Genomic DNA, 20997 nt, shown 5'->3' with positions numbered 1-20997 from the left:
AACGTATGTTCTTTTATTATATAAAAAAATAGCAAACTAAGAAAGATGTTTATTGATTCTTTAGTTTGCGGAAAATTCTAAGCTGTTCTTCGAGATAGTCTTTTTCTTGATCGGTAATGTCTTCGAAGTTGAGAAAAGCTCGATTCGGTTTTGTAAGATCAGTGTCTCTAGCTTCTTCTGTTCTACCGATAAGATAATCAGTATCAACTTCAAAGAAATCTGCTAGTTTTCTTATTAATTCAATATCAGGTTCAACGTAATTATTTTCATAATGCGAATATCTAGCTCTAGAAATATTGACAGCCACAGCAACTTCTTCCTGGCTCTTCCCTTTACTATTTCGGAGTTGTTTTAGTCTTCTCCCGAAAATTCCTTTCTCAATATTCATGGTTAGCACCTCAATTCAATTTTATTATAACACAAAAAGATAAAAAAGTTATCATTGATAAAATTTTTTTCTTTTTGTGTTGACGATAACTTTATTATCATTTATAGTTATTTTAGATAAATTATTTATCAACTATTTTTAATTATAGAATTAAATGTCTATAGACATAGATGAAGAAGCGGCTGAAAACTGAAAAAGGGGATTAATATGGAGATTAAAATAGATTTAACTGAAGATAAAGTAATCATTGTGAGCAGGGGAGAACTTATTCAAATCGACAAGCCCAGAACTGGTTACGGAGAAAATGTGGTGACTTGGGTGGATGGGGAAATTAAAAGTGATCGAGTTAGTTACACGAACAAAAGGTAGTGATGTTAAATAACTTCGTGCATGATATAAGAATTTCATGAGGTTATGCAATGAAATAACTATAATGTTTGTCTGACCGAAAAACGGAGGACACAAATTAGCTAATAAGCTGTTTGTGTCCTTTTTTTATCCTAAATAATTTTGAAACGGAGCTGATTTGAATGAGTAATTGGGCAGATCATTTAATAATTCAGTATGAAGACGGGAGAAAAGAATTAACGAAAGCTAAACAAATTCTTGATGACAAGATTGAAAAATTAATGATGGGAGAAAACCAAGCGAATATGGATAGCGTTACATTGGATCGTATTAAGAAAAATGAGTCGGATCAATCACAAATTAATAGCATGATCTTAAGCATGACAGAAGCTATAGAGTGGATGAGAACCGGAAAAGATCCAGGAACAATGAAAGGGATTGAGAAACGATCTATTTACCAATCTAACTCAATAGATAACATGGATCTGTTTCCCTCCCTGGATGTTAAACCAAAAGAACGTGAATTAACGGAAGAAGAGAAACAATATGTTTATGAGGTACTACGAGAATTGTCACCAAGAGAACGACAGTGCTTTATCTTTCAAAAAGCTTATATGTGGACGTTCTCTCAAATAGCAGAAGAAGTAGGTGTAGGGAAAAGCACCGTTCAAAAATATATTGAGCGAGCAGAGGAGAAAATTAAACATTTTAAAAAATAAGGGTGAAGTGGATTAATTCAACTATATTGGACTTGTCGTACGTTTATCGTACAAGCGGTGTATTAGTGAAAGGTATTTTACAAAAAAGATAATGTGAGGAAATTTGTTCTGTTGGTGATAAATCGCAAATTTATATTAGGAAAATATTAATAATGCAACAAGTAAACATTTGTCCTAAGGAAGACATTAAAAGACTTGCTATTGATATGAAAAATTTGCCGTATACGTAAATCTCCATTTTAATCTCTTTGTTTAATAAGTGTAAATATTAAATGTGAGAGGTTAACAGATTGGAGAGTACGTGACATGGAGGGATCAAAATGGAGTGTTAAAGAATAGTAACAGTTTTTCGTTGCGTATCCAACAAGGCTAGTTTTAATAATTTAAATATTACAGGAGTGATTATATTGGTTAATGAAATGTTAGAAGGAAAGCATAAGGTATTGTTATTTAGAAAGCTATCTGATCAATCTCAAAAAGCTGCAAAATTAGTTTTTCAAACAGAACATACATTTAGTTATTCACGTGAACTAGAAAGAATTGTAACGAAGGATGGCGGTGTGATTCAAGTTGGTGATCTGGAATCAGAAGTTAGTATTGAAGCTATTCAAGCAAAAGACGATCCAATTGCGCAGATGTTACGACAGTCTGTTATTGATGGCGAAAAGCTAGAGTTATGGGAGGTAACAGTCGATGAAGAGTTAAAAACAGAAGATAATAAATTCCCGGCCGTTTATGCCCAAGGCTATCTTGATTCATGGGAAGATCCAGCATCTGCCGAAGAGAATGCATCGATTTCAAGTAATTTTACGGTAGAGATGGAGCCACAGTTCGGAGAAGCAACATTAACTGCGGAGCAACAACAGGCTGTGCAATATGCATTTACAGATACAACGTCTGTAACGGAAGCATCATAAGAGAAGGAGGATAATCCTTCTCTTATTTTTTTTAATAAAATTATCTTAAAGGGAGTTTTATAGATGGAATTTAAAATTAATGGAAAAGAATATCAACTGCAATTTGGCATGAAGTGTATCAATGAATTAGATAAACGTTATTCAGTTAACTATGAGGGCCTTCAATTTGGTATGGGTGTCAACATGGCTTATATGTCAATCAACATGATGAACCCAACTGCTTTACAAAATGTAATTCTAGCAGCTGCATCACATGATAAAAATAGACCTTCTGAAAGCGAAGTGGAACAGGCGATTATAGATTACGCTCAAGAGAATAATGGGCTAGCATCCTTGTTTGACCAATTAAAAGAAGAACTGGGGAAGTCTCCGCTTATGAAAGACACAGTCAAAAAATTCGAGAACGAAGCGAAAGTTCAGTAGAAGAAGGTAGTTTGAAAGAAAATTATCAATCTGTTTATGAAAACATTATTCTTAATTGCTTTCGCTTTTTGAAGTTTAAGAACTTATATGAAGTGGAAGTCCTAACGCTTTATGAGTACCAATTACGTATGCAAGCTTACCGTTTATCAAGAGTCGATCACGAATATGATATGCACATGAAGGCGTGGCTAAATAATCAAGTAAAAGGGACCAAAGAACAAGGTAATAAACAGGTTCCGATTTATAAAAAATTCACTCAGTTTTTTGATTATGAAAAAAGATTAAAAGAAATTGAGAAACCTTTACAACAGTTAACAGAACAAGAAAATAAAATGGCACAGGCAGCACGTCAAGCTAATCAGAAAGGAGGCTGATTGTTATTGCAGAACAATATAGTATTGATGCGTATCTAGATTCTTCAGGCATAAAAGACTTTGCAACACAGTTTAATGCCATTACACAAAATTTAACTATTGCAGATCAAAGCGCAATTACAACTAATGAGTCAATTGGTAGTATGGTGTCCACGATTACAGAAGTAGCCAATGCGGTCGGATTATTTAATAATTTCTCGGAGGCGTCAGAACAAATGGCTGGACTGACTGGGCAATTACAAGGAGTTGCACAGGTTGTATCTGCGTTGAATAGTGGATTTAGCACATTTACGGAAGTACTTAGTATAGCACCAACAATTACGAGTTTAGTAAAGGCACTAACTTTATTAAAAAACCCATTGTTTTTAATTCAATATGGATTGCAAGCTATAAAGACGGCGATTTTAACTAATCCGATAGGTATATTTGTGGCTGTTTTAGCTGGTCTAGGTGCAATGTTTTTTTCCTTGTATCAGAGTTCAGAAACGTTCAGAAATGCTGTCAATGCAGCCTTTACACAAATAAGAGATTTGGTTATGCCTATTATTCAAGTGGTGGTTGATTTCATTACATCTATATGGGGTACGTTAGTTCTCTGGTGGCAAGAAAATAGTCAAATGATATTAACGACTGCGATGACGATATGGAATGCCATATGGACAACTATTTCAAGTATTGTTCAATCAATTTGGGGTTTTGTTAAACAAATATGGACGACATTAACAACTTTTTGGAATGAACACGGTCAGAAGATAAAGGAAGCATCGAGCAATATATTTAAAGCTATTTGGTCAGTTATTGAACTGTACATGAATTACATCAAAAGTATCATTGAAGTTGTATGGCCCGTCATTCAAGCTATATTTAAAAGTGCCCTTAACATTATAACAACAGTTGTCAGTGGTGCCTGGAATATGATTAAGACGATCGTCCAAGGATTTGTGGATTGGTTTTTATCAGTTATTGAATTTTGGTCATCTGTTTTTACAGGGGATTGGGAAGGAGCTTTAAATGCAGCCAAAGATTCTGCTAAAGCAGTTCTCGATACCATTACCGGCGTATTTGGAAATGCTCTTGATTTTGTCATGGGTTTAGGTGGCGATTTTATAGAAGCAGGAAAAAATATCGTAGGATCTATTGCGGAAGGTATAAAAACAGCAGTAGGCAAAGTGACAAGTGCTATCAGCGGTGTTACAGAGCGAATTAGAAACTTCTTACCATTCTCGCCAGCTAAAGAAGGTGCGTTACGAGACATTATGAAAATTCAAATCCCTCAGTCCATTGCTAAATCAATTGATAAGGGTAGAAGTTCTGCTGTAAAAGCGATGTCCGGTTTATCTAATGCCATTTATGAAGAGATGCCTCAAGTTGATATTGGGGGACGGGTTGCAAGCATTAACAGTCAATTAGGTAAAAAACAAAAACTTGCGGTTAAGAGAAATGTTTCTGGATCTAGTGGTGGTATTAATCAAACAGTTAATATATATAGCCCAACCCCTTTATCTCCATCAGAAACAGCACGACAACAAAAGAAGGCATCACGCCAACTTGCCATGAAATGGGGGATATAGATGCTTTATAAATTAAAATATATAAATAATCTAGGCGATGAAGTTAATTTTGGGGGCGAAACAATTAAATTTAGAGATACCGTTGAAATTCCTTTATCAAAAGAAAAAAATCCATTTAGTTTAATTAAATTTGAAGGGTTTGGCGAAGTAGAGGCTAGTCTTCAAATGCAGAAATTTCCCTATCAAGATGGAAGCACTCATGTTGATACTAGATTAGAAGAAAAACATCCTTATATTGAATTTATAATTATGGCAGATGATTTTATGCAACTGTCATATTATCGTAGATATATAAGTAAAGTGTTTAATCCAAAAATCCAAGGTAGGATTGAATTAATATATGGAGATAAGACATATGTTATTGATGCTATTCCTGAGCAAGTACCTTCTTTTCCGGATGAAGGGACAGATGCCAACGGTAGAACTCAAACGGTATCCGTGAATTTGGTATCACCAGATCCATATTGGCGATACCCACAAAAAATAAGCCGAGCCTTAAAAGCTTACGAAGGAAGATTTACATTACCGTTTACTTTGCCATTCGAACTAGGTGTCAGTGGTGATAGCACAACGTTAACGAACGAAGGTAATGTCGATTGTCCGATCACAATAGATGTACAAGGTCCTGTGACACGTCCGCAGATACGAAATTTAACGACAGGAAAGTTCATGCTTTTAAATCGAACGTTGTCATCTAATGAAGTGTTGCACATCAACACGAGCGATCATAACAAGCGCGCTGAAATATATCGTGATGGTTTGGTTTTTGAGAAAGCTTGGGGTTATATAGATGATGGTTCAGAATTTTTTAAATTGATAACAGGAGATAACGAGCTAGAATATTTAGCTGATAGTGGTGTTGCTGATGCGATTGTTTCCATTGGTTGGCAAAGTCGGTATGTAGGTATATAGAGATGAGGGAAGAAAGAAAAATACTACCCTAATTAGAAAGAATGACGGAATACATGCGTCAAAAAGAAATACGAGAATTTGCACTAAAATTGTATGCATTTAAAAAGCAATATGGTGTAGAAATTTGCTCGGATAACTACTATACCAAATCGACTGTTATAGATAAAAAAACAGCTTCATCCCACCACTATGAAAAAGGAAATATTGAAATTGATTAAGCGCCCATAAGGGTGCCTTTTATTTTTGGAAAAGAAGGTGATTAAGTGGAACGATCTTATTTTTTTGACAGTACAGAAACAGACAAGCTAGAGTATAACGCTGCTGATTTGGCTAGATTTCATGCGCAGATTATTGGTAATGGTGTTTCCAACACTGCTAGCTTACCAGATTTAACAGTAACAGAAAAACAAAACATGACCGTAACGCTAGGAGCAGGTTATGCATTTGCAAATGGTTATATGCACGAAAATACAACAGCTATGGATTTAACACATGAAACAGCAGAGCCAGACCAAGATCGCATTGATCGTATTATTATATGCTTTGATACCAACCCAGAACAGCGAAGAACGTATACGTATATTAAAAAAGGTATACCTGGTAAAAGTCCAGTTGCACCTACCTTAACAAGAGACAGTTATATTTATGAATTAAGTGTTGCGCAAGTGTTAATCGAAGCGGGAAAATCATATGTAGAACAATATCAAATTATCGATGAGCGAACAGATGGCACGGTATGTGGCTATATCCCGTTGCAAAACATTTATCGTGGCATAGATGTAGATCAAAACGGTATTTTTAGTGTTATTAATAGTCCGTATTTGGATACGGCCAACCGCACAACATGGTCAGCGCAAAACAACGTACACACAAAAATACCTTTTGGAGAAGCGGATGAAATAACTAACACGATTTATAACAGTTCTGAAAGCGAAATAACCATACAACAGTCCGGTGTTTATATGTTTAGAATTTATGTATCAACACAATCAAACTATTTGGCAAACGGTGCGGAAATTCAATTTAGAACATATGTGAACGGTCAAGATAGCCGTTTGCTTTTCGCGTTTGTCGCTGCACATGGTAACGATAATATCTTTGTTAATTCTGGTTTCCAATACTTCAATGCAGGTGATGTTGTTACTTTTTATGCGCATGCGTTTGCCACTGGTTTATCAACCATTGATTTTAACGACGCGTTTCTAACTTGGGTAAAAATACAGTAGGTGATATGATGCAAAATCCAATTAGAATTTATAATCAGTTTCTCGATTTTCAAATGGAGACAGATAACTATATAAGCTTGCAATTCCCAATTAATTTTTATGGTATTGGTCAATTTGAATTGCATATTAATCGATATGCGCATGGAGCAGATGCATTTGAAAAAGGTAACATCATTGTTATTAATAAACGAAAAGATAAAGCTGGTATGATTTTAGCTAAAGAGATCGCACTAGATCAAAGCGGTAAAGCGACAGAAAACTGGAAGATAACCGGTTATACGTTAAATGGTTTGTTATCACGACGTATCACTGTACCACCTGTAGATACTGCTTATGATCGTAAAAGTGGCAATGCCGAAACGGTGATGAAGCATTACGTTAATAATCATTTTATTTTTCCGGCAGACGGAAAGCGAAGAATGCCACAATTAGAGATTGCACCTAATAACAATCGCGGGGATCATGTTGATTGGGAATCACGATTGAAAGTGGTATCAGATGAACTAGAATCTATCGGAAAACAGGCTGGACTTGGTTGGATTGTCTATGCAGATACAAAAAATAAAAAGTTTATCTTTGATGTTATGGATGCTATAGATGCAACTAAGACAAACAACCAAGGTCATACACCAGTCACTTTTAGTCCAGACTTCGGAACAGTAGAGAGCCAAAACTTCACTGATAGCAACACTGATTATAAAAGCACCGCATATGTAGGCGGTCAAGGAGAAGGTGTTGAAAGAAAAATCATTGAAGTTGGAGACGAGGTAAGAGGACTAGAGCGTATTGAAACCTTTGTTGATGCTAGAGATGTTGGTAATGATGAAGATGCAACCGAAGCAGATATTGAAAACGAACTAAATAAACGTGGAGAAAAACAACTATCTGAAAACAGCCGAAAGCTATATTTTGAAGCGCAAATTTTAACGCCAGTTACCGACCAAATTAACCGCATACCAAATGGTAAACCGATTGTTAAAACACCTTATGAATACGAAAAAGATTTTGGTATCGGCTATGTTGTCACTGTACTTAACAAGTCCTGGGGCGTGACGATGGACGCGCAAATAACGGAAATGATGGAGATACACGAAACATCGGGATTTCGATTAGAAGCAACTTTTGGCGAAGCGCAACCAACCATAATTGATAAAATTAATAAAAAATTTAACGAGATAACCGGTGTTGGAAAACAAGAAGCTCCTGCTAAATTTGCGAAAATACAAGCTAATCAAGCGGAACAAAACGCTAAAAACTACACTGATAACAACGCAGTAGATAAAGCTACGTATAACGATCAAGTGGATAGCATTTTAAATGATTTAGCAGACAAAGCAGGACTTGATTATGTTAATGGTCAGTTAGTTTCAAAAGCTGATAAAGCAGATACTTATACCATTAGTGAGGTAGACAACGCGTTAGATAGCAAGGTATCAATTACGCAATATACAACAGATCAAGATGGTATTGTTACTAGGTTAGATGATGCGGAATCGTCCATTAGTCAAAATGCTAACGCGATAACATCTAAAGTTGAACAAACAATATTTGATAGTTTAGAAGGGCGTGTTGATAGTGCTGAATCAACAATTAGTCAGCAAGCTGATCAAATACAAACGAAAATAGATGATGGAGAAGCACGATCTATCTTTATACAAGAAGCTGATAGTTTCACGTTTGATGCGAATCAAGTTAATTTTGACGGTGCTGTATTTGGCCAAGATGCTACATTTAGCGGTGCAGTTGTTGGTGCGACAATCGAATCCAATACCCTTGTAGATAATCGAAGTCATAACGCAAGGTTTAATGGCGAAGAATTTCGGTTTGTGAAATTCAAATCGGGAGTTACGAATCCAGATACTGAAAATATTGATTTTTCGCAAGTACAGTCTCTTTCTAGAATATTCAATGACGGTGTTGCTTTTGCGGATGATACTGAAACACTTGGAATCGGTTTAGATGGTCTGTATCACACCGGTCAATTGGACATAAACGCCCAAGATGTAGTTATTGGATCTATGAGCGGAATGTCCTACATCATCAATGATACGGAGGTGTGGGGCGACCTAGCGGTGGATAATAACATTCAAACAGACACACTTAATGTAGAAGATAACGCAGTATTCAATACCGCAGACTACCAAGGTAATACCATATTTAGATCAACATCTGACCACCAAGGTGGCGCAATATTTAGAAGTAAAGTGCAAGTGCGCGGAGAGCTTAATTCTAGCGCAGTATACAACAAAACAACTTCCTCATCATCCAATGTGCATGTAGATGGTAACTACACAATTAGGCGTGTCACTTCTGCTAAAAAGTATAAAGAGGAAATCGAGATAGCTGAGGTTGATTATAATGCGATCTTAAACCTCCATCCTAAATCTTGGTTTGATAAGGCAGAGGTACAAGAAAACAATAATACGACAGACGGACTAGATCGCCATTACGGTTTAATTGCTGAGGATGTGGAAGCTGTTGGATTGCACCAATATGTAACGTATAACGACAATGAGGTCGAGGGAATAGAATATGATCGTTTATGGACAACGTTAATACCGGTTGTTCGAGAAATGAAAGACGAAATTAATTATTTGAGCATGGAAAATCAAGTATTAAAACAAAAAGTAGCATATTTAGAGGAGGAACTTTAATGCAACAAGATGTAAATAAATTAATTGATGTGATTAATGCTGAATGGTCACAACAGGTAAGTAATGCTAACTGTAAGATCGCGATTTTAACTGAGCAAAATGCTAGGTTACAAGAAGAAAATGAGCAATTAAAATCTGAAAAAGGAAGTGAAGAGCATATAGCTTAATATTACAGTTAATTTTACAGGTCGGGATGGGATGAAGAGCGAACCATTAGCGTAAATGGTTATATACCGTTAACGTTGCAAGAATACAACGAAAATAGTCAATGGGAACAGTTTGTTGATATCGTAAGAAAAAAAGTATCAGAAAGAATATTAGAAGTACCAAAGTTAGCTTAGATAGCTTGCTTTTTTATCCGGAAAATGAGTCTGCCAGTGCAGACTCCATTGCACTAACTAGAGATGATGAGGTACTCTATTTATTCGACAGGTTAAGCAGAATACCTGTCATTTTTATAAATGAAGTTTTTTAAACTAAGGGACATCCAACTGAAGGAGAGGTTTAATGAATGGAAGTGGGGGTGTTACTTTGGAGCAGATAGAAGCAGCCCGTTTATATCTGTTTGGCGATGTTAAATTTTTGCATTTATTGCTACTTCTAATGGCTTTAGATATAATAACAGGAATATTTAAGGCGTGGAAAAATAAAAGGCTTTGGTCCAGAAGAAGTTTATTTGGATATGCTAGAAAGATACTTGTATTAGTAGTGATTATTTTGGCAAATGTGGTAGATCAAATATTGTTGCTTAATGGCGCGGTAACTTATGCTACCGTGCTTTTTTATATAGCAAACGAAGGACTATCTATCATTGAAAATTTAGCTGCAGTAGGTATATTAGTTCCTCATGGATTAGCCGAAAGACTGAAAAAGATGGAAGGTGACAAGAAAAGTTTTTCTCAAGAGTTTCAAGAGCAAATCAACGGAAAAGATAATGAATAAAAGGTAGAGGTTAATATGAATATAAACTGGCTAGTACGAGTGAAAAACAAAACATTTTGGTTACCTATAATCTCCACATTGTGGTCGGTAGTGCAAATTTTAACTAGTTGGTTTGGTATAAAATTGCAGTTGATCTAGTTGGAGACGGAGCTACTTAATTTGTCAATGCTGTATTCGTATTATTAATGATTTTAGGTATTGTTGGAGAGCACCCCACCAAAGGTTTAAGCGACAGTACACAGGTCATGCCACACCAAGCGATGTGATGATATTAAAAAAGCGCTCGTAATCGAGTGCTTTTTTATTTTTAAAAGGAGAGACTTATCGTGACAGTATCATTAAAAACATTGTTAGATCGTTCTCAAAGAAATATGGGAGCAGTACATTCCGTCGTTAAAGAAAAAGCGATAGAATTGATTAAACACGCTTATGACGAAGATATTCTCGTTCAAATTTCAGATGGTTTTCGTAGTCACGAAGAACAAAATGCGTTATACGCTAAAGGAAGAACGGTCGATGGTAATGTAGTAACTAATGCTCGTGGTGGTCAATCGTACCATAATTTTGGATTAGCTGTAGACTACTTCTTAGTATCAAATGACGGAAAAAAAGCAATTTGGGATGTAAATAAAGATTGGAGACGTGTTGCAGCTATTGGTAAGTCTCTTGGATTTGAATGGGGCGGTGATTGGTCTAGTTTTAAAGATTACCCACATTTACAAATGACTGGCGGGCTATCACTAGCACAACTACGGGCAGGCAAAAAACCTAATCTTGGTGGCATATCAAGCCTTCCGTCCAAAGGGAAAGGTTGCGCAAAGCTAAAAGTGGATGGCTACTGGGGAAGCAAAACAACTAGAGCATTGCAAGATGCATTAGGAACTGTTGAAGATAGTTATATGAGCGATCAAGTACATAACCAGGCTACAAACGCTATTACAAGTGGTATTAAGTTCGGTGATGGCAAGGATGGTAGTATGGTGATTCATGCATTGCAACGAAAAACTGGATCCAAAGCCGATGGACTACTTGGTCCCAACACTGTAGGAGCATTACAAAAATATCTTGGCACACCTTACGATAAGAAGATCAGCGAACCTTCTACAATGGTTAAAGAACTTCAAAATAGACTTAACGGAAATAATTTATAAATATTTACAAATTGACAAAAAGATTACAACAAAATCTGTTATAACACCATAATACTGAAATGCATTTTCGTGGCAACGTATAACATCTCGTGTAGTAAAAGGGCGCTCTTGCTACTCTGCATATTTGTAACGTGAATATGATAGGACAAAAGTGATGGCATAGATTGTTCTCCAGTTCTCCAGTTCCTATGGGAAGAAAGTCCATCTGTCTATGGTTCAACCAAAGAATTACTTACCATATATATTGAACTCTGACGTTTGTTATCGTCGCCATTACGATTGAAAAACGAAAGAAAAACCGTAACATTAAACTAGTTAAAGAGGCATTTATCCATTCAGATTAAGGTGCACACTATCCACATCCAGTTTATCAAAAGCTCTTGAAGAAACATGTGATTGGACAATCTATATCCAGAAGGGGGATCTGGTGGGATAATGCGCCCCAGTGATCATTCTTTGGCCACTTTAAAGATGAAACGAATATTAATTCCTGTAAAACCTTCGAAGAAGTTAAGCGAGAAGTAAAAAGTTATATGACTTATTACATTATTATGGGGGCAGTGGAACTTAAAAAAGATGGCCCCTTGTCTCTTACAGGGGGCCATCTTTTACAGAATGCTGCTTAGTCTTTTTTTAAAATGCCCTTTACTAAGGGTACGCTTCATAAAAGGCTTTTACTTTTAATTGATCTAAGAATTGTTTTTTCTTTTTGTATTCATTAATAATACCAGTAGCAGGGAAACCAAATTCAAAATTAAAAATACCCAGTTGTAAATATTTGTGGAGTCTTCCAAAAGATAATTGCCATATCTTAAAGAATTAATTCCTAAAACAATCAATAATAAGATAAAAAATTTTGTGTTTGATCCATGTTCTCCCGGTTTTTTAGAATCCCTCATTTTATTCCTCCCTTAGTCCAAATTATAGGTTAGATTACTGTACTTTCTACCTTTAAGATTTGCTGTTTGCAACAATAAGACTATTTCTCTCTTTACTATAATTTGCAACTATGGTTATCCATCAAAGCTTTATATCTAATCCTAACATACTTTTCATTAATTTATTGCAATGAAAAGTTGAAGATTTTGCCAGCCCTTTTTTGGTGTTATTGACCGTTTTGATAAAGCGTGCTTTCTTCCTACTTAAGACTACGCTGCATTTTTAATTCACCTCCCACTGTCTTTAAATAATTTAAAAATATTATTGATTATATATAAGAATATTAAAGAGTAATGCGTTTAGTAAATACTCAAAAAAATGGTTAATAATGTTAAGTTTATCTTTCTTTTTCTATGTACGGTGTGTAAACTAAGATTAATAACGAATTAAATCCTTGATTTATAATTACACATTTCAAATATGAAGGATAGTGACGATGATGGCAAAGATAATAAAAAAATCATGGCGGCCACTTTTTTTTACTATTATCGTATTTGGGACGATTGCGGGTGGAATCTCCATGATTTTATCGGTGGAAGAACAAATGTCCAATCGGATTAGCAACAATACATATGTTCTTTCTATTAATCCTAATGAAGTAGAAACAAGTGTCACCAATCAAGACTTACTAGCTTGGTTACAGCAGCAAACAACTAGCTTTACATTTTATAAAAATATGCCCCAAGAAGCAAGTCGCTTAAGTTTTTCCAATGAAGGGCGTCCCCCATATAATGTAGCTGAGGGAGAAGCTTACATCAATGCCTGGTATAAAGATGATCAAACGTTTAAAAATGGTAAAAACTATTATTATTTTGATGGAAAAGAGTATGAAGTAGTTGGGTATTTAGAAAATTATACAGATATCGTAGCCAGTATTGTACCTTCACTAGAAGCCAATCCTAACGCGTCATTAACGGGTGAATATTTTTTAGATGCAGGTAAAAACAGCGCGGCTCTTATACATAATTTATCAACTACATTACAAGAAGCTGATAAAGCCATTTCTCTCTCATTTGAAAAAGTCGAATCAAATTGGATAAGAGAGTTGTTTAATCAAAAATTTGCGTTGTTTATATTTATTGGTACAAGTGCGTTGCTTTTTGTATCTGGCTTTACGATTGTGCTGTCTTGGATTGAAAAATATAAGCGGGAGATGTTTGTAAGGCGGCTATCAGGAGCGAGTGAAACACGTCTGTTATTACGTGTTTATTTGCAAATGTTAGGTATTCGCTTCATTGGTGTCTTGTTCGCAAGCGGCATCACTATTTTGATTACGAATATATGTAATCTATTACCTTATCAAACTGTTTTTCGTTGGGAATCCATTGTTGTAGGTGTTTTAATCTTCTTTATTATAGATGTACTTTACACGTTTCCAATGCTATTTATTAATCAAAAAAAACAATTAATTAAAATAATGAGGTAGGAAGATGATAACGCAATTAAAGTACGCTTTAGAAGATCTTTGGGCAAAGAAACTATACTTCCTTTTATTTCTTATTCAGATAACGATTATCACCTTACTAGTTACGCAATGTTTTTCATTGATTTATCAAAAGGAGCAGGCGTTTAATAACATAGATGATACGTTTGAGGCTTCCGATGTTTATTATTTATCACTTGCAGAACAAGCGAAGTACATCGATAGTAATAATGAAGAGGAAGAGCAAATCATGGAAGATTTATATACCTATGCTACTAATAGTAAAGGTTATACGATTTTCTCTACGATAAACGATTATATAGAAATAAAAGAAATTCCTCAAAATGACCTGTCTGTTGAAGTAGAGTACGGACCAACGAAGGTTCAAGCTTATCAAACGCTTGCAATCTCACCTGCTTTTATCGATGTTTTTCGTTTATCCTTAGCAAAAGGGAAATTTTTCGCCCCGAATTGGGAATATACGAGTCAGGAAAGTATACCTGTAATACTTGGTTCCTCTTATCAAACATTTATGGAAATGGATCAAAAGTTTACGGATTCAAATAATGTAACCTATAAAGTGGCCGGTTTCTTACAAGAAGGACAAAATTATGTAGATATATCATTTGGTGAAGGTGTTGTTACATTAGATGATAAAATACTAATACCGATTGATGTGACAACATTTGAGGGTATCTATGACACCGGAAACGTTGATTTTCAAACGTATTTAGAAAACGCAACGATCTTGACAACAAACAACCATGGTATAGGTGAGCTAAGTAATATCACCAAAAAATCACAGCTATATAATTATACTTTTCATAGTGTGGCGGGCGTTGCAAGGTATATGGAAAGTTCCACAAAAGATGCTGTGGGAGTCTTTCTTTATATTTCGATATGGGTCATTATTTTTGCTTTTTCCCTAGTCATTATTAATACATTAGAATTTGTTAATAAAAATCTAAGAGAATTTAGTATTCATATTTTTTGTGGTGCAACTAGGAAAGATATTGCTTTGAGGCTCTTTTTACAGATATTCATCGTTTGGCTGCTTGCTTCTATTATCTCTTTGCTGGTGTCTGATCGAATAATCATTGTATTACTTGTGTCTTTAGTACTTTTGTGTCTTTGTTTATCAACGTGTATCCCTAGCTTTATAAAACTGTTCCATCTACAGATAAGTGACATGATAAGGAGAAAAGAATAAATGATAGAGCTACACAATATCTCAAAAATATATAATAAATCTAAGTCCAACCAAGTCAATGCATTGAAAGAAGTTAACTTGACGATAGAATCAAATAGTATGTTAGCGATTATGGGTCCGTCAGGTTCAGGCAAATCTACCTTGTTAAATATACTAGGCTGCTTAGATGTACCGACTAAGGGAACTTATAAACTGCATAACCAAGAACTACAAGCGTTAAATCAAAAAAAGTTGGCTCGTGTGCGAAATCAGCATTTTGGTTTTGTCGTACAAGATTTTGCGCTGATTGAAGAATATAAAGTAATGAAGAATGTTGAAATTCCCATTCTATATAGCGGAGATAAAACGAACAAAAAAGAAAGAGTGCTAGAAATGCTTGATATGCTAGGCATTAAAGATAAAGCAACAGAGTACGCCTATAATTTATCCGGTGGACAACGACAACGTGTTGCAATTGCTAGAGCACTTATCAATAACCCAGATGTCATTCTAGCTGATGAACCAACCGGTGCATTAGATCAAAAAACAGGTCAACAAGTGCTAGATATTTTTAAACGAATCCATCAAGAACAAAATAAAACGATTTTAATGGTCACCCATGACGAAAGAATTGCAAAACAGTGTGAAGGGATCGTAAACATAGAGGATGGAGAGATTTACTAAAAAAACTAGCAGGTATATTCAATAGCCTTGTCCCATATAGTGAAGCATAGGCTTCGATGTGGGAGGGAAACAAATGAATCAAATTGCCAAAGTAGCGCTTTGGATTAGTGGTGCGATCTTATTAGTTATTCTTATTCAATACCCGATTCAGCAAACAACGGATTCTTGGGATTCGTGGTCTTTGCCACTTGCTGGTCAAGCGATTGTCCTAGATCCAGGTCATGGTGGGCCGGATGGTGGGGCAGAAGGCACGGATGATACCAAAGAAAAAGACGTGGCTTTAGATGTAACGAAAAAGTTGCGTGACTATCTACAGCAAGCGGGTGCATTAGTTTATATGACAAGAGAGATAGATACCGATTTAGCAGCAGATGAAACGAAAGGACTTTCGAAGCGTAAGGCAGAGGATTTAAAAAATCGTATTGCTTTTATTGAAGAAAAAGATCCTGACTTGTTTCTCAGTATACATTTAAATGCGATACCTTCTTCTCAGTGGAGTGGGGCGCAGACGTTTTACTATCCATCGTTAGAGAAAAGTGAACAGTTGGCTAAATCGTTACAAGCAGAAATTAAGCGTAATTTAGAAAATACCAATCGGGAAGCATTGGCCATTAACGGTGTTTATCTCTTGAAGCATGCCAATCGTCCAAGTGCTTTAGTAGAGATTGGATTTCTATCGAATACCCATGAGCGAGAGTTGTTGAAAACAACTTCCTATCAAACGAAAATGGCGGCTAGTTTATATGAAGGTATCCTCCGTTATGTAACCGAAGCGGATGAGTAACTTACTACCATCTTACTTCCCGCTGAATCGTAATGGAGAAAGCCTTAGTTTCTCGTAAAGCAAAGCGAAACATGCTATACTAGCACCTAATAGATTGAAAAGGAAGGTGTCGTTTTGCTTACAAAAGAAGAAGTAATTGAGCGATTAAATGAAGTGAAAGATCCTTTTTTACATAGAACATTGCAAGAAACCGGTGGTATTGTCGAAGTCATCGTGAAAGAAGAAAAGCAACATATTAGCCTGAAAATTGCTATCGGCAAATTAAATACAGCCGAACAAATGCAGCTGCAACAAGAAATTGTCAATATATTAAAACAAGCGGGTGTACCTACTGTGGGTTTACGCTTTGTACAATTACCGGATGAAGTAATCGAGAAGTTCTTACCTGAACCGTCCGGCAAACCTGGTTTATTAAGCGGAAAGACCAAAACAAAATTCCTAGCAATCGCCAGTGGAAAAGGTGGCGTAGGAAAATCAACCATCACAGTCAATACTGCAGTAGCATTAGCTCGACTTGGCAAAAAAGTAGGTATCATTGATGCGGATATTTATGGGTTCAGTGTACCGGATATGATGGGGGTAAGAGAAAAACCAACATTAGATGGCAATCGTATTGTCCCTGTGGAACGTCATGGCGTGCAAATGATTTCAATGGGCTTTTTTGTAGAAGATAATTCGCCGGTTGTTTGGCGAGGTCCTCGCTTAGGCAAGATGCTCAAAAGCTTCTTTACTGAAGTAGAGTGGGGAGATCTAGATTATTTATTATTAGACTTACCACCAGGAACTGGCGACATGGCTTTATCTGTGCATAACTTAATTCCTTCTTCCAAAGAGCTGATTATTACAACCCCACATCCAACTGCGGCTTTTGTTGCGGCGAGAGCTGGTCAGATGGCGATTAACACCAATCATGAAATTTTGGGCGTGGTGGAAAATATGGCTTACTTTGAAAGTGAAGTAACAGGCGAAAAAGAATATGTCTTTGGACAAGGCGGAGGCGAAAAACTAGCAGATGAATTAGATACATCTCTAATTGCTCAACTTCCACTAGGACAACCTTATGAAGAAGAAGGTTCGCATGCTTCCATTTATCAAGAAGGTCATGCACTTGCAACTACTTATCAAAAAATAGCTTCTTATATTATTGAGCATTTTTGATTAAGGAGCGTTGTAGCAATTCAATTCTACTATTAAAAACATTCGAAACCCTCGGTTCTCTGTCAAATGTGGTGGTGTGAATGTCACTCCACCTTCTCTATCCCTCTTTTTTTGTCCTTTTGTCTCGACAATTTTAGGTTAATAAAGAGAAGGCGTCTGTTTTTTCACACTGTAGCAACCCCATTACGATAGAGGACACCACTACATTCAGTGTAGAGCCAAATCTTCTTAAATTTCTTTTGTGTAAAGAAAAGTCCTTCTAATGGAAAAGTTAGGTGGTACCCCGTCTAAATTCACTAATAAAAGACCGTTGCACTGTAGCAACGATGACTTACTCTCCATAAATTAGAATTGAAACAAGAAAATGATAAATTAAAAGAAGCTTTGAAGTATTTTGATGAGAAATATAATAAATAGAAAAATCATGGATGAGAGCTTTGTTTATTCTTTATTCTTTATTATAAGCCTGTTTATTAGAAGAGTAGAGAATATAAAAGGTTTTAAGTCAAATGTTGGATGAGCAATGCACACCGGGCTTGTCAAGAAAGGTGTGTGTGTAAGCTAGTCTAAATACTTTAATACCTAACTGGATTTGGTCGTGAACGAGTAATTGATTCAGTTGCAACGCGCTTGGTTGAATGTGGTTGTCTTCCCACTTTCTTTCAAGTTCTTTAATTCATAAGTATAATACTTTTAAATGAGCGTTCTCATTAGGGGACGCCTTTTTGGTTGGTTTTTATAAAGAGATGGATGCATATTTAGCAAAACATCATAGCTATATTCGTGAGAAAGGAAACGATCTACCAGAAGTAACTGCTTCGGAATGGAAGACACTAATAAATAACAGAAATAGAAGAAGACCTGGTGGAAAATCTCATCAAGTCTTCTTCCTATATAATCAAATGTTGTGGAAAGAGATTTAGCTACCTTCAGAGCCACTTTCACTTGATTGCTCTGAGCCAGAACCTCCCTCTTCTTGCCCGCCTGCTCCTTGGGAACCGCCTTCTTTTTCTTGCGTTGGTTTCATTTCTTCAGCGGCTTTTAAAATAATTTCGCTCATTTTAGCTTTAAACATCGGAGAGTTCATTGTTTCTTGTATGGTTTTCTCTAAGTGTTCCCGAAATTGTTGCCCTTTTAAAACGGTTAGCATTTGTTTTTCCATTTCTGGATTCGCTAATAATTCAAGCATTTTACTTTGATATTCTGAGTCACTCATTAAACCCTTTAGTACATCTTTTTGTTGATCCATTAAGCTCTGCGAAAACCCTTCAACAAATTTAGGATCAGAAAACATCTTTTCCCAAAATGCTTTTCCTTCTTCTGAAGAAAGTGCTTTTGTTACAGAATCTTCTACGACTTTTGCTTCTATGACGTAAGTTTTTTGCATTTCTTCATCTGCTAAGATATCAGTAATCGCTTTTTTTCCTTCATCGGTTTTAAGTATATCTGTGACCATTTTTTTCGTTGTATCATATGTTTCTTGGTTTCCACTTGCTTGCCCGTCGCCTCCACCGCATGCGGAAAGAATGAGTAAGCAGATACTTGCAACGATAAATAGTTGTTTCATTTTGATGTATCCTTTCTTCCTTGTTCCTTCTTTCTTATTTCTTAATATGATGACAGAAGTGATTTTTTATGTATGAAATAAGCTGGATGTGAAAGGATATTCTTAGCAAACATATTAATCATGGACTTCGTTGTTCTTTGCATTTGCTCGTGATATTAACTCTGAAACTGTAACAAAACGTTTACCTTTATCTTTTAGTTTAGGTAAGATAGTTTTTAGTGCTTCAGGTGTTTGTTTGACTGAATCAGAAGCGTTTAAGAGGACAATATCGCCGTTGTTCGTATTTTTTACGACGTGATCAATAATCGTCTGGGTTCCTGGATTTTCCCAATCATGTGGATTAACATTCCACTGAATTACGTTATATCCTTGTTGTTCAGCGAGGTCCATTACTTCACTATTTAGGTGTCCACTTGGTGTTCGTAATAGACGAATATCTTCAAATCCTAATGCACTAAAGACATCTTGTGCTTTCGCTAAATCTTTACGTACCTGGCCAATGTCTTGTTTGATGTAACTTTTATACCTGTAACCCATCATCCCTATTTCATGACCATCTGCTTCGATGGCTTCTACTAAATCTGGGTGATGTTCAGCCCACTCACCAATTAAAAAGAATGTAGTTTTCACGTCATTCGCTTTTAATACTTCCAGAGTCGGCTTGACCATTTCTGTTCCCCAACTAATGTTGAAGGTTAAAGCAACGGAGGAGTCATTTGGATTCCCTTTACTTAATGCGGCTGGATTATCTTTGGTAGAAAAGACAGAAAAATCACTTTCACCTTCAATCCATAAAAATAGTGCTGTACATAAGGATAAAATGAATATAAGGAACATGGGACGAAATTTTTTTAATTTAATTACGAAAAAATGTGTCATATAACCTGTCTCCTTTTTGTGGACTTGCTATATCATATGAAATTATTGAGGTATTATGAAAAAAGAAAAAAGGTTTTAAGGTAAGTGAAAAAAAGGAATAGATTATAAAATAACTTTAAAATAATATTGTATATAGGTAGAAATGAGGGACCTACATGTTAGGATTACTAGTAAATGATATAGAACAAAGAGAAATGGAATATTTAATTAAACGCGAATTAGAAGAACTGTTATTTGATATGCAAGATCCCAGAATAGATAGTTTAGTGAAAACGGCGATGAATGATCGATATAGAGCGTTATTTCAGTTACTACGTCGAGTAGCCAGTAATGAAGAAGTCCAAAAGTATATTCCGCAAAATAATAAATACATGAATTAATTTGAAAGAGTAGTAACAGAGTTGAATTAATTCAATTAATAGTAACGTAACTAAGCTAATTTTATTTTGTACCTGTGGTTTTTTAAAGAATTTCAAAAAATGTATAAAAAGTATTGCACGGTATAAATATATGTGCTATATTATTTTTTGTTGTCGCAATAACATGAACAAAATAAGTCATCTTAAATGGTATATAAGTTTTTTAAAAAACGATATTGACACCATGTTTGATGCATGATATATTATATTTTGTCGCAAAAAAGACAACGATACATTGATCTTTGAAAACTGAACAAAACAACCAATATGGTAAGAAGTAACATGCTAGTCAAGTTATGAGTAAAGACATCTCATAAAAGCACATTAGGT

At 35.6% G+C, this 20997-nt stretch carries 25 protein-coding genes and 1 pseudogene; 22 read left to right on the top strand and 4 right to left on the bottom strand.

Annotation, left to right across the window (positions count from 1 at the left end; genetic code table 11):
• Positions 1–49 precede the first annotated feature (49 nt).
• Positions 50–388 (bottom strand): helix-turn-helix domain-containing protein, encoded by a 339-nt coding sequence (locus tag DES48_RS13780; protein ID WP_113869951.1) that lies wholly within the window; start codon positions 386–388, stop codon positions 50–52.
• Between the two features lie 207 nt (positions 389–595).
• Here DES48_RS13780 and DES48_RS16645 point away from each other — a divergent pair, with 207 nt between their 5' ends.
• The 15 genes and pseudogenes from DES48_RS16645 (at position 596) to DES48_RS13720 (ending at position 11625) form a co-directional block, all read left to right on the top strand.
• Positions 596–757: a DUF3954 domain-containing protein gene (locus DES48_RS16645; RefSeq protein WP_079708014.1), complete on the top strand. Its 162-nt coding sequence runs from the start codon at positions 596–598 to the stop codon at positions 755–757.
• 161 nt (positions 758–918) lie between these two features.
• Positions 919–1455 (top strand): sigma-70 family RNA polymerase sigma factor, encoded by a 537-nt coding sequence (locus DES48_RS13770; protein WP_079708013.1) that lies wholly within the window; start codon positions 919–921, stop codon positions 1453–1455.
• A 407-nt stretch (positions 1456–1862) separates the two neighbouring features.
• Positions 1863–2372, top strand: coding sequence for a phage major tail protein, TP901-1 family (locus tag DES48_RS13765; protein ID WP_245911469.1), 510 nt, complete (start codon positions 1863–1865; stop codon positions 2370–2372).
• A 63-nt stretch (positions 2373–2435) separates the two neighbouring features.
• Positions 2436–2795: a tail assembly chaperone gene (locus tag DES48_RS13760; protein ID WP_079708011.1), complete on the top strand. Its 360-nt coding sequence runs from the start codon at positions 2436–2438 to the stop codon at positions 2793–2795.
• Between the two features lie 11 nt (positions 2796–2806).
• Entirely contained in the window at positions 2807–3169 is a 363-nt protein-coding gene (locus DES48_RS13755; RefSeq protein WP_113869950.1) for a hypothetical protein, read from the top strand.
• A 143-nt stretch (positions 3170–3312) separates the two neighbouring features.
• Positions 3313–4740 carry a phage tail protein gene (locus DES48_RS13750; protein WP_113869949.1) on the top strand — a complete coding sequence of 476 codons (1428 nt, stop codon included), beginning with the start codon at positions 3313–3315 and terminating at the stop codon, positions 4738–4740.
• The gene (locus DES48_RS13745) at positions 4741–5652 is read left to right on the top strand and encodes a phage distal tail protein (protein ID WP_113869948.1); all 912 of its coding nucleotides are present in this window, start codon (positions 4741–4743) and stop codon (positions 5650–5652) included.
• Positions 5653–5705: 53 nt separating this feature from the next.
• Positions 5706–5870 carry a hypothetical protein gene (locus DES48_RS15975; protein WP_170126228.1) on the top strand — a complete coding sequence of 55 codons (165 nt, stop codon included), beginning with the start codon at positions 5706–5708 and terminating at the stop codon, positions 5868–5870.
• 45 nt (positions 5871–5915) lie between these two features.
• Positions 5916–6878, top strand: coding sequence for a hypothetical protein (locus DES48_RS13740; RefSeq protein WP_113869947.1), 963 nt, complete (start codon positions 5916–5918; stop codon positions 6876–6878).
• A gap of 8 nt (positions 6879–6886) precedes the next feature.
• Positions 6887–9532, top strand: coding sequence for a Gp37-like protein (locus tag DES48_RS13735; RefSeq protein WP_170126227.1), 2646 nt, complete (start codon positions 6887–6889; stop codon positions 9530–9532).
• On the top strand, positions 9532–9699 hold the full coding sequence (locus tag DES48_RS15970; RefSeq protein ID WP_170126226.1) for a hypothetical protein: 168 nt from the start codon (positions 9532–9534) through the stop codon (positions 9697–9699). Before DES48_RS13735 ends, DES48_RS15970 begins: the two co-directional genes overlap by 1 nt.
• Before the next feature lie 340 nt (positions 9700–10039).
• Positions 10040–10474 (top strand): phage holin family protein, encoded by a 435-nt coding sequence (locus DES48_RS13730; protein WP_113869945.1) that lies wholly within the window; start codon positions 10040–10042, stop codon positions 10472–10474.
• A gap of 15 nt (positions 10475–10489) precedes the next feature.
• Positions 10490–10612: a phage holin gene (locus DES48_RS16640; RefSeq protein ID WP_079708004.1), complete on the top strand. Its 123-nt coding sequence runs from the start codon at positions 10490–10492 to the stop codon at positions 10610–10612.
• A 32-nt stretch (positions 10613–10644) separates the two neighbouring features.
• A pseudogene (locus tag DES48_RS16635) lies at positions 10645–10740 on the top strand (phage holin); the annotation flags it as partial.
• Positions 10741–10800: 60 nt separating this feature from the next.
• A complete protein-coding gene (locus DES48_RS13720; RefSeq protein WP_245911467.1) occupies positions 10801–11625 on the top strand; it encodes a M15 family metallopeptidase in 825 nt (274 codons plus the stop codon).
• A gap of 689 nt (positions 11626–12314) precedes the next feature.
• On the opposite strand, the gene DES48_RS15965 is transcribed toward DES48_RS13720, so the two are convergent.
• The gene (locus DES48_RS15965; RefSeq protein WP_113869944.1) at positions 12315–12524 is read right to left on the bottom strand and encodes a hypothetical protein; all 210 of its coding nucleotides are present in this window, start codon (positions 12522–12524) and stop codon (positions 12315–12317) included.
• Between the two features lie 476 nt (positions 12525–13000).
• Between DES48_RS15965 and DES48_RS13705 the strand changes: the two genes are divergently transcribed.
• The 6 genes from DES48_RS13705 (at position 13001) to DES48_RS13680 (ending at position 18725) form a co-directional block, all read left to right on the top strand.
• On the top strand, positions 13001–13990 hold the full coding sequence (locus tag DES48_RS13705) for an ABC transporter permease (RefSeq protein WP_245911465.1): 990 nt from the start codon (positions 13001–13003) through the stop codon (positions 13988–13990).
• A gap of 4 nt (positions 13991–13994) precedes the next feature.
• Positions 13995–15197 (top strand): ABC transporter permease, encoded by a 1203-nt coding sequence (locus DES48_RS13700; RefSeq protein WP_113869943.1) that lies wholly within the window; start codon positions 13995–13997, stop codon positions 15195–15197.
• Positions 15198–15860: an ABC transporter ATP-binding protein gene (locus DES48_RS13695; RefSeq protein WP_113869942.1), complete on the top strand. Its 663-nt coding sequence runs from the start codon at positions 15198–15200 to the stop codon at positions 15858–15860.
• A gap of 73 nt (positions 15861–15933) precedes the next feature.
• Positions 15934–16644 (top strand): N-acetylmuramoyl-L-alanine amidase CwlD, encoded by a 711-nt coding sequence (gene cwlD / locus DES48_RS13690; RefSeq protein WP_079707999.1) that lies wholly within the window; start codon positions 15934–15936, stop codon positions 16642–16644.
• A gap of 114 nt (positions 16645–16758) precedes the next feature.
• Complete coding sequence (locus DES48_RS13685) at positions 16759–17802, top strand: Mrp/NBP35 family ATP-binding protein (protein ID WP_113869941.1); 1044 nt, start codon at positions 16759–16761, stop codon at positions 17800–17802.
• Positions 17803–18527: 725 nt separating this feature from the next.
• Positions 18528–18725 carry a hypothetical protein gene (locus DES48_RS13680; RefSeq protein ID WP_113869940.1) on the top strand — a complete coding sequence of 66 codons (198 nt, stop codon included), beginning with the start codon at positions 18528–18530 and terminating at the stop codon, positions 18723–18725.
• On the opposite strand, the gene gerD is transcribed toward DES48_RS13680, so the two are convergent.
• Together gerD and pdaB are read right to left on the bottom strand one after the other, a co-directional pair.
• Positions 18722–19369: a spore germination lipoprotein GerD gene (gene gerD / locus DES48_RS13675; RefSeq protein WP_113869939.1), complete on the bottom strand. Its 648-nt coding sequence runs from the start codon at positions 19367–19369 to the stop codon at positions 18722–18724. The two genes, DES48_RS13680 and gerD, sit on opposite strands and share 4 nt — an antisense overlap.
• Before the next feature lie 114 nt (positions 19370–19483).
• Complete coding sequence (gene pdaB / locus DES48_RS13670; protein ID WP_113869938.1) at positions 19484–20248, bottom strand: polysaccharide deacetylase family sporulation protein PdaB; 765 nt, start codon at positions 20246–20248, stop codon at positions 19484–19486.
• 155 nt (positions 20249–20403) lie between these two features.
• On the opposite strand from pdaB, the gene DES48_RS13665 reads away from it, so the two are divergent.
• The gene (locus DES48_RS13665; protein ID WP_079707994.1) at positions 20404–20628 is read left to right on the top strand and encodes a hypothetical protein; all 225 of its coding nucleotides are present in this window, start codon (positions 20404–20406) and stop codon (positions 20626–20628) included.
• Positions 20629–20997 lie beyond the last annotated feature (369 nt).

It is taken from the genome of Paraliobacillus ryukyuensis (assembly GCF_003315295.1).
Lineage (GTDB): Bacteria > Bacillota > Bacilli > Bacillales > Amphibacillaceae > Paraliobacillus > Paraliobacillus ryukyuensis.
The sequence above is the reverse complement of the archived record's forward strand: the minus strand, read 5'-3'. Positions and strand labels throughout refer to the sequence as shown.

What these genes read in the sequence shown, in the direction of transcription:
- DES48_RS13780 (WP_113869951.1), bottom strand. Translation starts at nt 388, where the DNA reads ATGAATATTGAGAAAGGAATTTTCGGGAGAAGACTAAAACAACTCCGA.
- DES48_RS16645 (WP_079708014.1), top strand. Translation starts at nt 596, where the DNA reads ATGGAGATTAAAATAGATTTAACTGAAGATAAAGTAATCATTGTGAGC.
- DES48_RS13770 (WP_079708013.1), top strand. Translation starts at nt 919, where the DNA reads ATGAGTAATTGGGCAGATCATTTAATAATTCAGTATGAAGACGGGAGA.
- DES48_RS13760 (WP_079708011.1), top strand. Translation starts at nt 2,436, where the DNA reads ATGGAATTTAAAATTAATGGAAAAGAATATCAACTGCAATTTGGCATG.
- DES48_RS13750 (WP_113869949.1), top strand. Translation starts at nt 3,313, where the DNA reads ATGGTGTCCACGATTACAGAAGTAGCCAATGCGGTCGGATTATTTAAT.
- DES48_RS13745 (WP_113869948.1), top strand. Translation starts at nt 4,741, where the DNA reads ATGCTTTATAAATTAAAATATATAAATAATCTAGGCGATGAAGTTAAT.
- DES48_RS15975 (WP_170126228.1), top strand. Translation starts at nt 5,706, where the DNA reads ATGCGTCAAAAAGAAATACGAGAATTTGCACTAAAATTGTATGCATTT.
- DES48_RS13735 (WP_170126227.1), top strand. Translation starts at nt 6,887, where the DNA reads ATGCAAAATCCAATTAGAATTTATAATCAGTTTCTCGATTTTCAAATG.
- DES48_RS15970 (WP_170126226.1), top strand. Translation starts at nt 9,532, where the DNA reads ATGCAACAAGATGTAAATAAATTAATTGATGTGATTAATGCTGAATGG.
- DES48_RS13730 (WP_113869945.1), top strand. Translation starts at nt 10,040, where the DNA reads ATGAATGGAAGTGGGGGTGTTACTTTGGAGCAGATAGAAGCAGCCCGT.
- DES48_RS16640 (WP_079708004.1), top strand. Translation starts at nt 10,490, where the DNA reads ATGAATATAAACTGGCTAGTACGAGTGAAAAACAAAACATTTTGGTTA.
- DES48_RS15965 (WP_113869944.1), bottom strand. Translation starts at nt 12,524, where the DNA reads ATGAGGGATTCTAAAAAACCGGGAGAACATGGATCAAACACAAAATTT.
- DES48_RS13705 (WP_245911465.1), top strand. Translation starts at nt 13,001, where the DNA reads ATGATGGCAAAGATAATAAAAAAATCATGGCGGCCACTTTTTTTTACT.
- DES48_RS13700 (WP_113869943.1), top strand. Translation starts at nt 13,995, where the DNA reads ATGATAACGCAATTAAAGTACGCTTTAGAAGATCTTTGGGCAAAGAAA.
- DES48_RS13695 (WP_113869942.1), top strand. Translation starts at nt 15,198, where the DNA reads ATGATAGAGCTACACAATATCTCAAAAATATATAATAAATCTAAGTCC.
- cwlD (WP_079707999.1), top strand. Translation starts at nt 15,934, where the DNA reads ATGAATCAAATTGCCAAAGTAGCGCTTTGGATTAGTGGTGCGATCTTA.
- gerD (WP_113869939.1), bottom strand. Translation starts at nt 19,369, where the DNA reads ATGAAACAACTATTTATCGTTGCAAGTATCTGCTTACTCATTCTTTCC.
- pdaB (WP_113869938.1), bottom strand. Translation starts at nt 20,248, where the DNA reads ATGACACATTTTTTCGTAATTAAATTAAAAAAATTTCGTCCCATGTTC.
- DES48_RS13665 (WP_079707994.1), top strand. Translation starts at nt 20,404, where the DNA reads ATGTTAGGATTACTAGTAAATGATATAGAACAAAGAGAAATGGAATAT.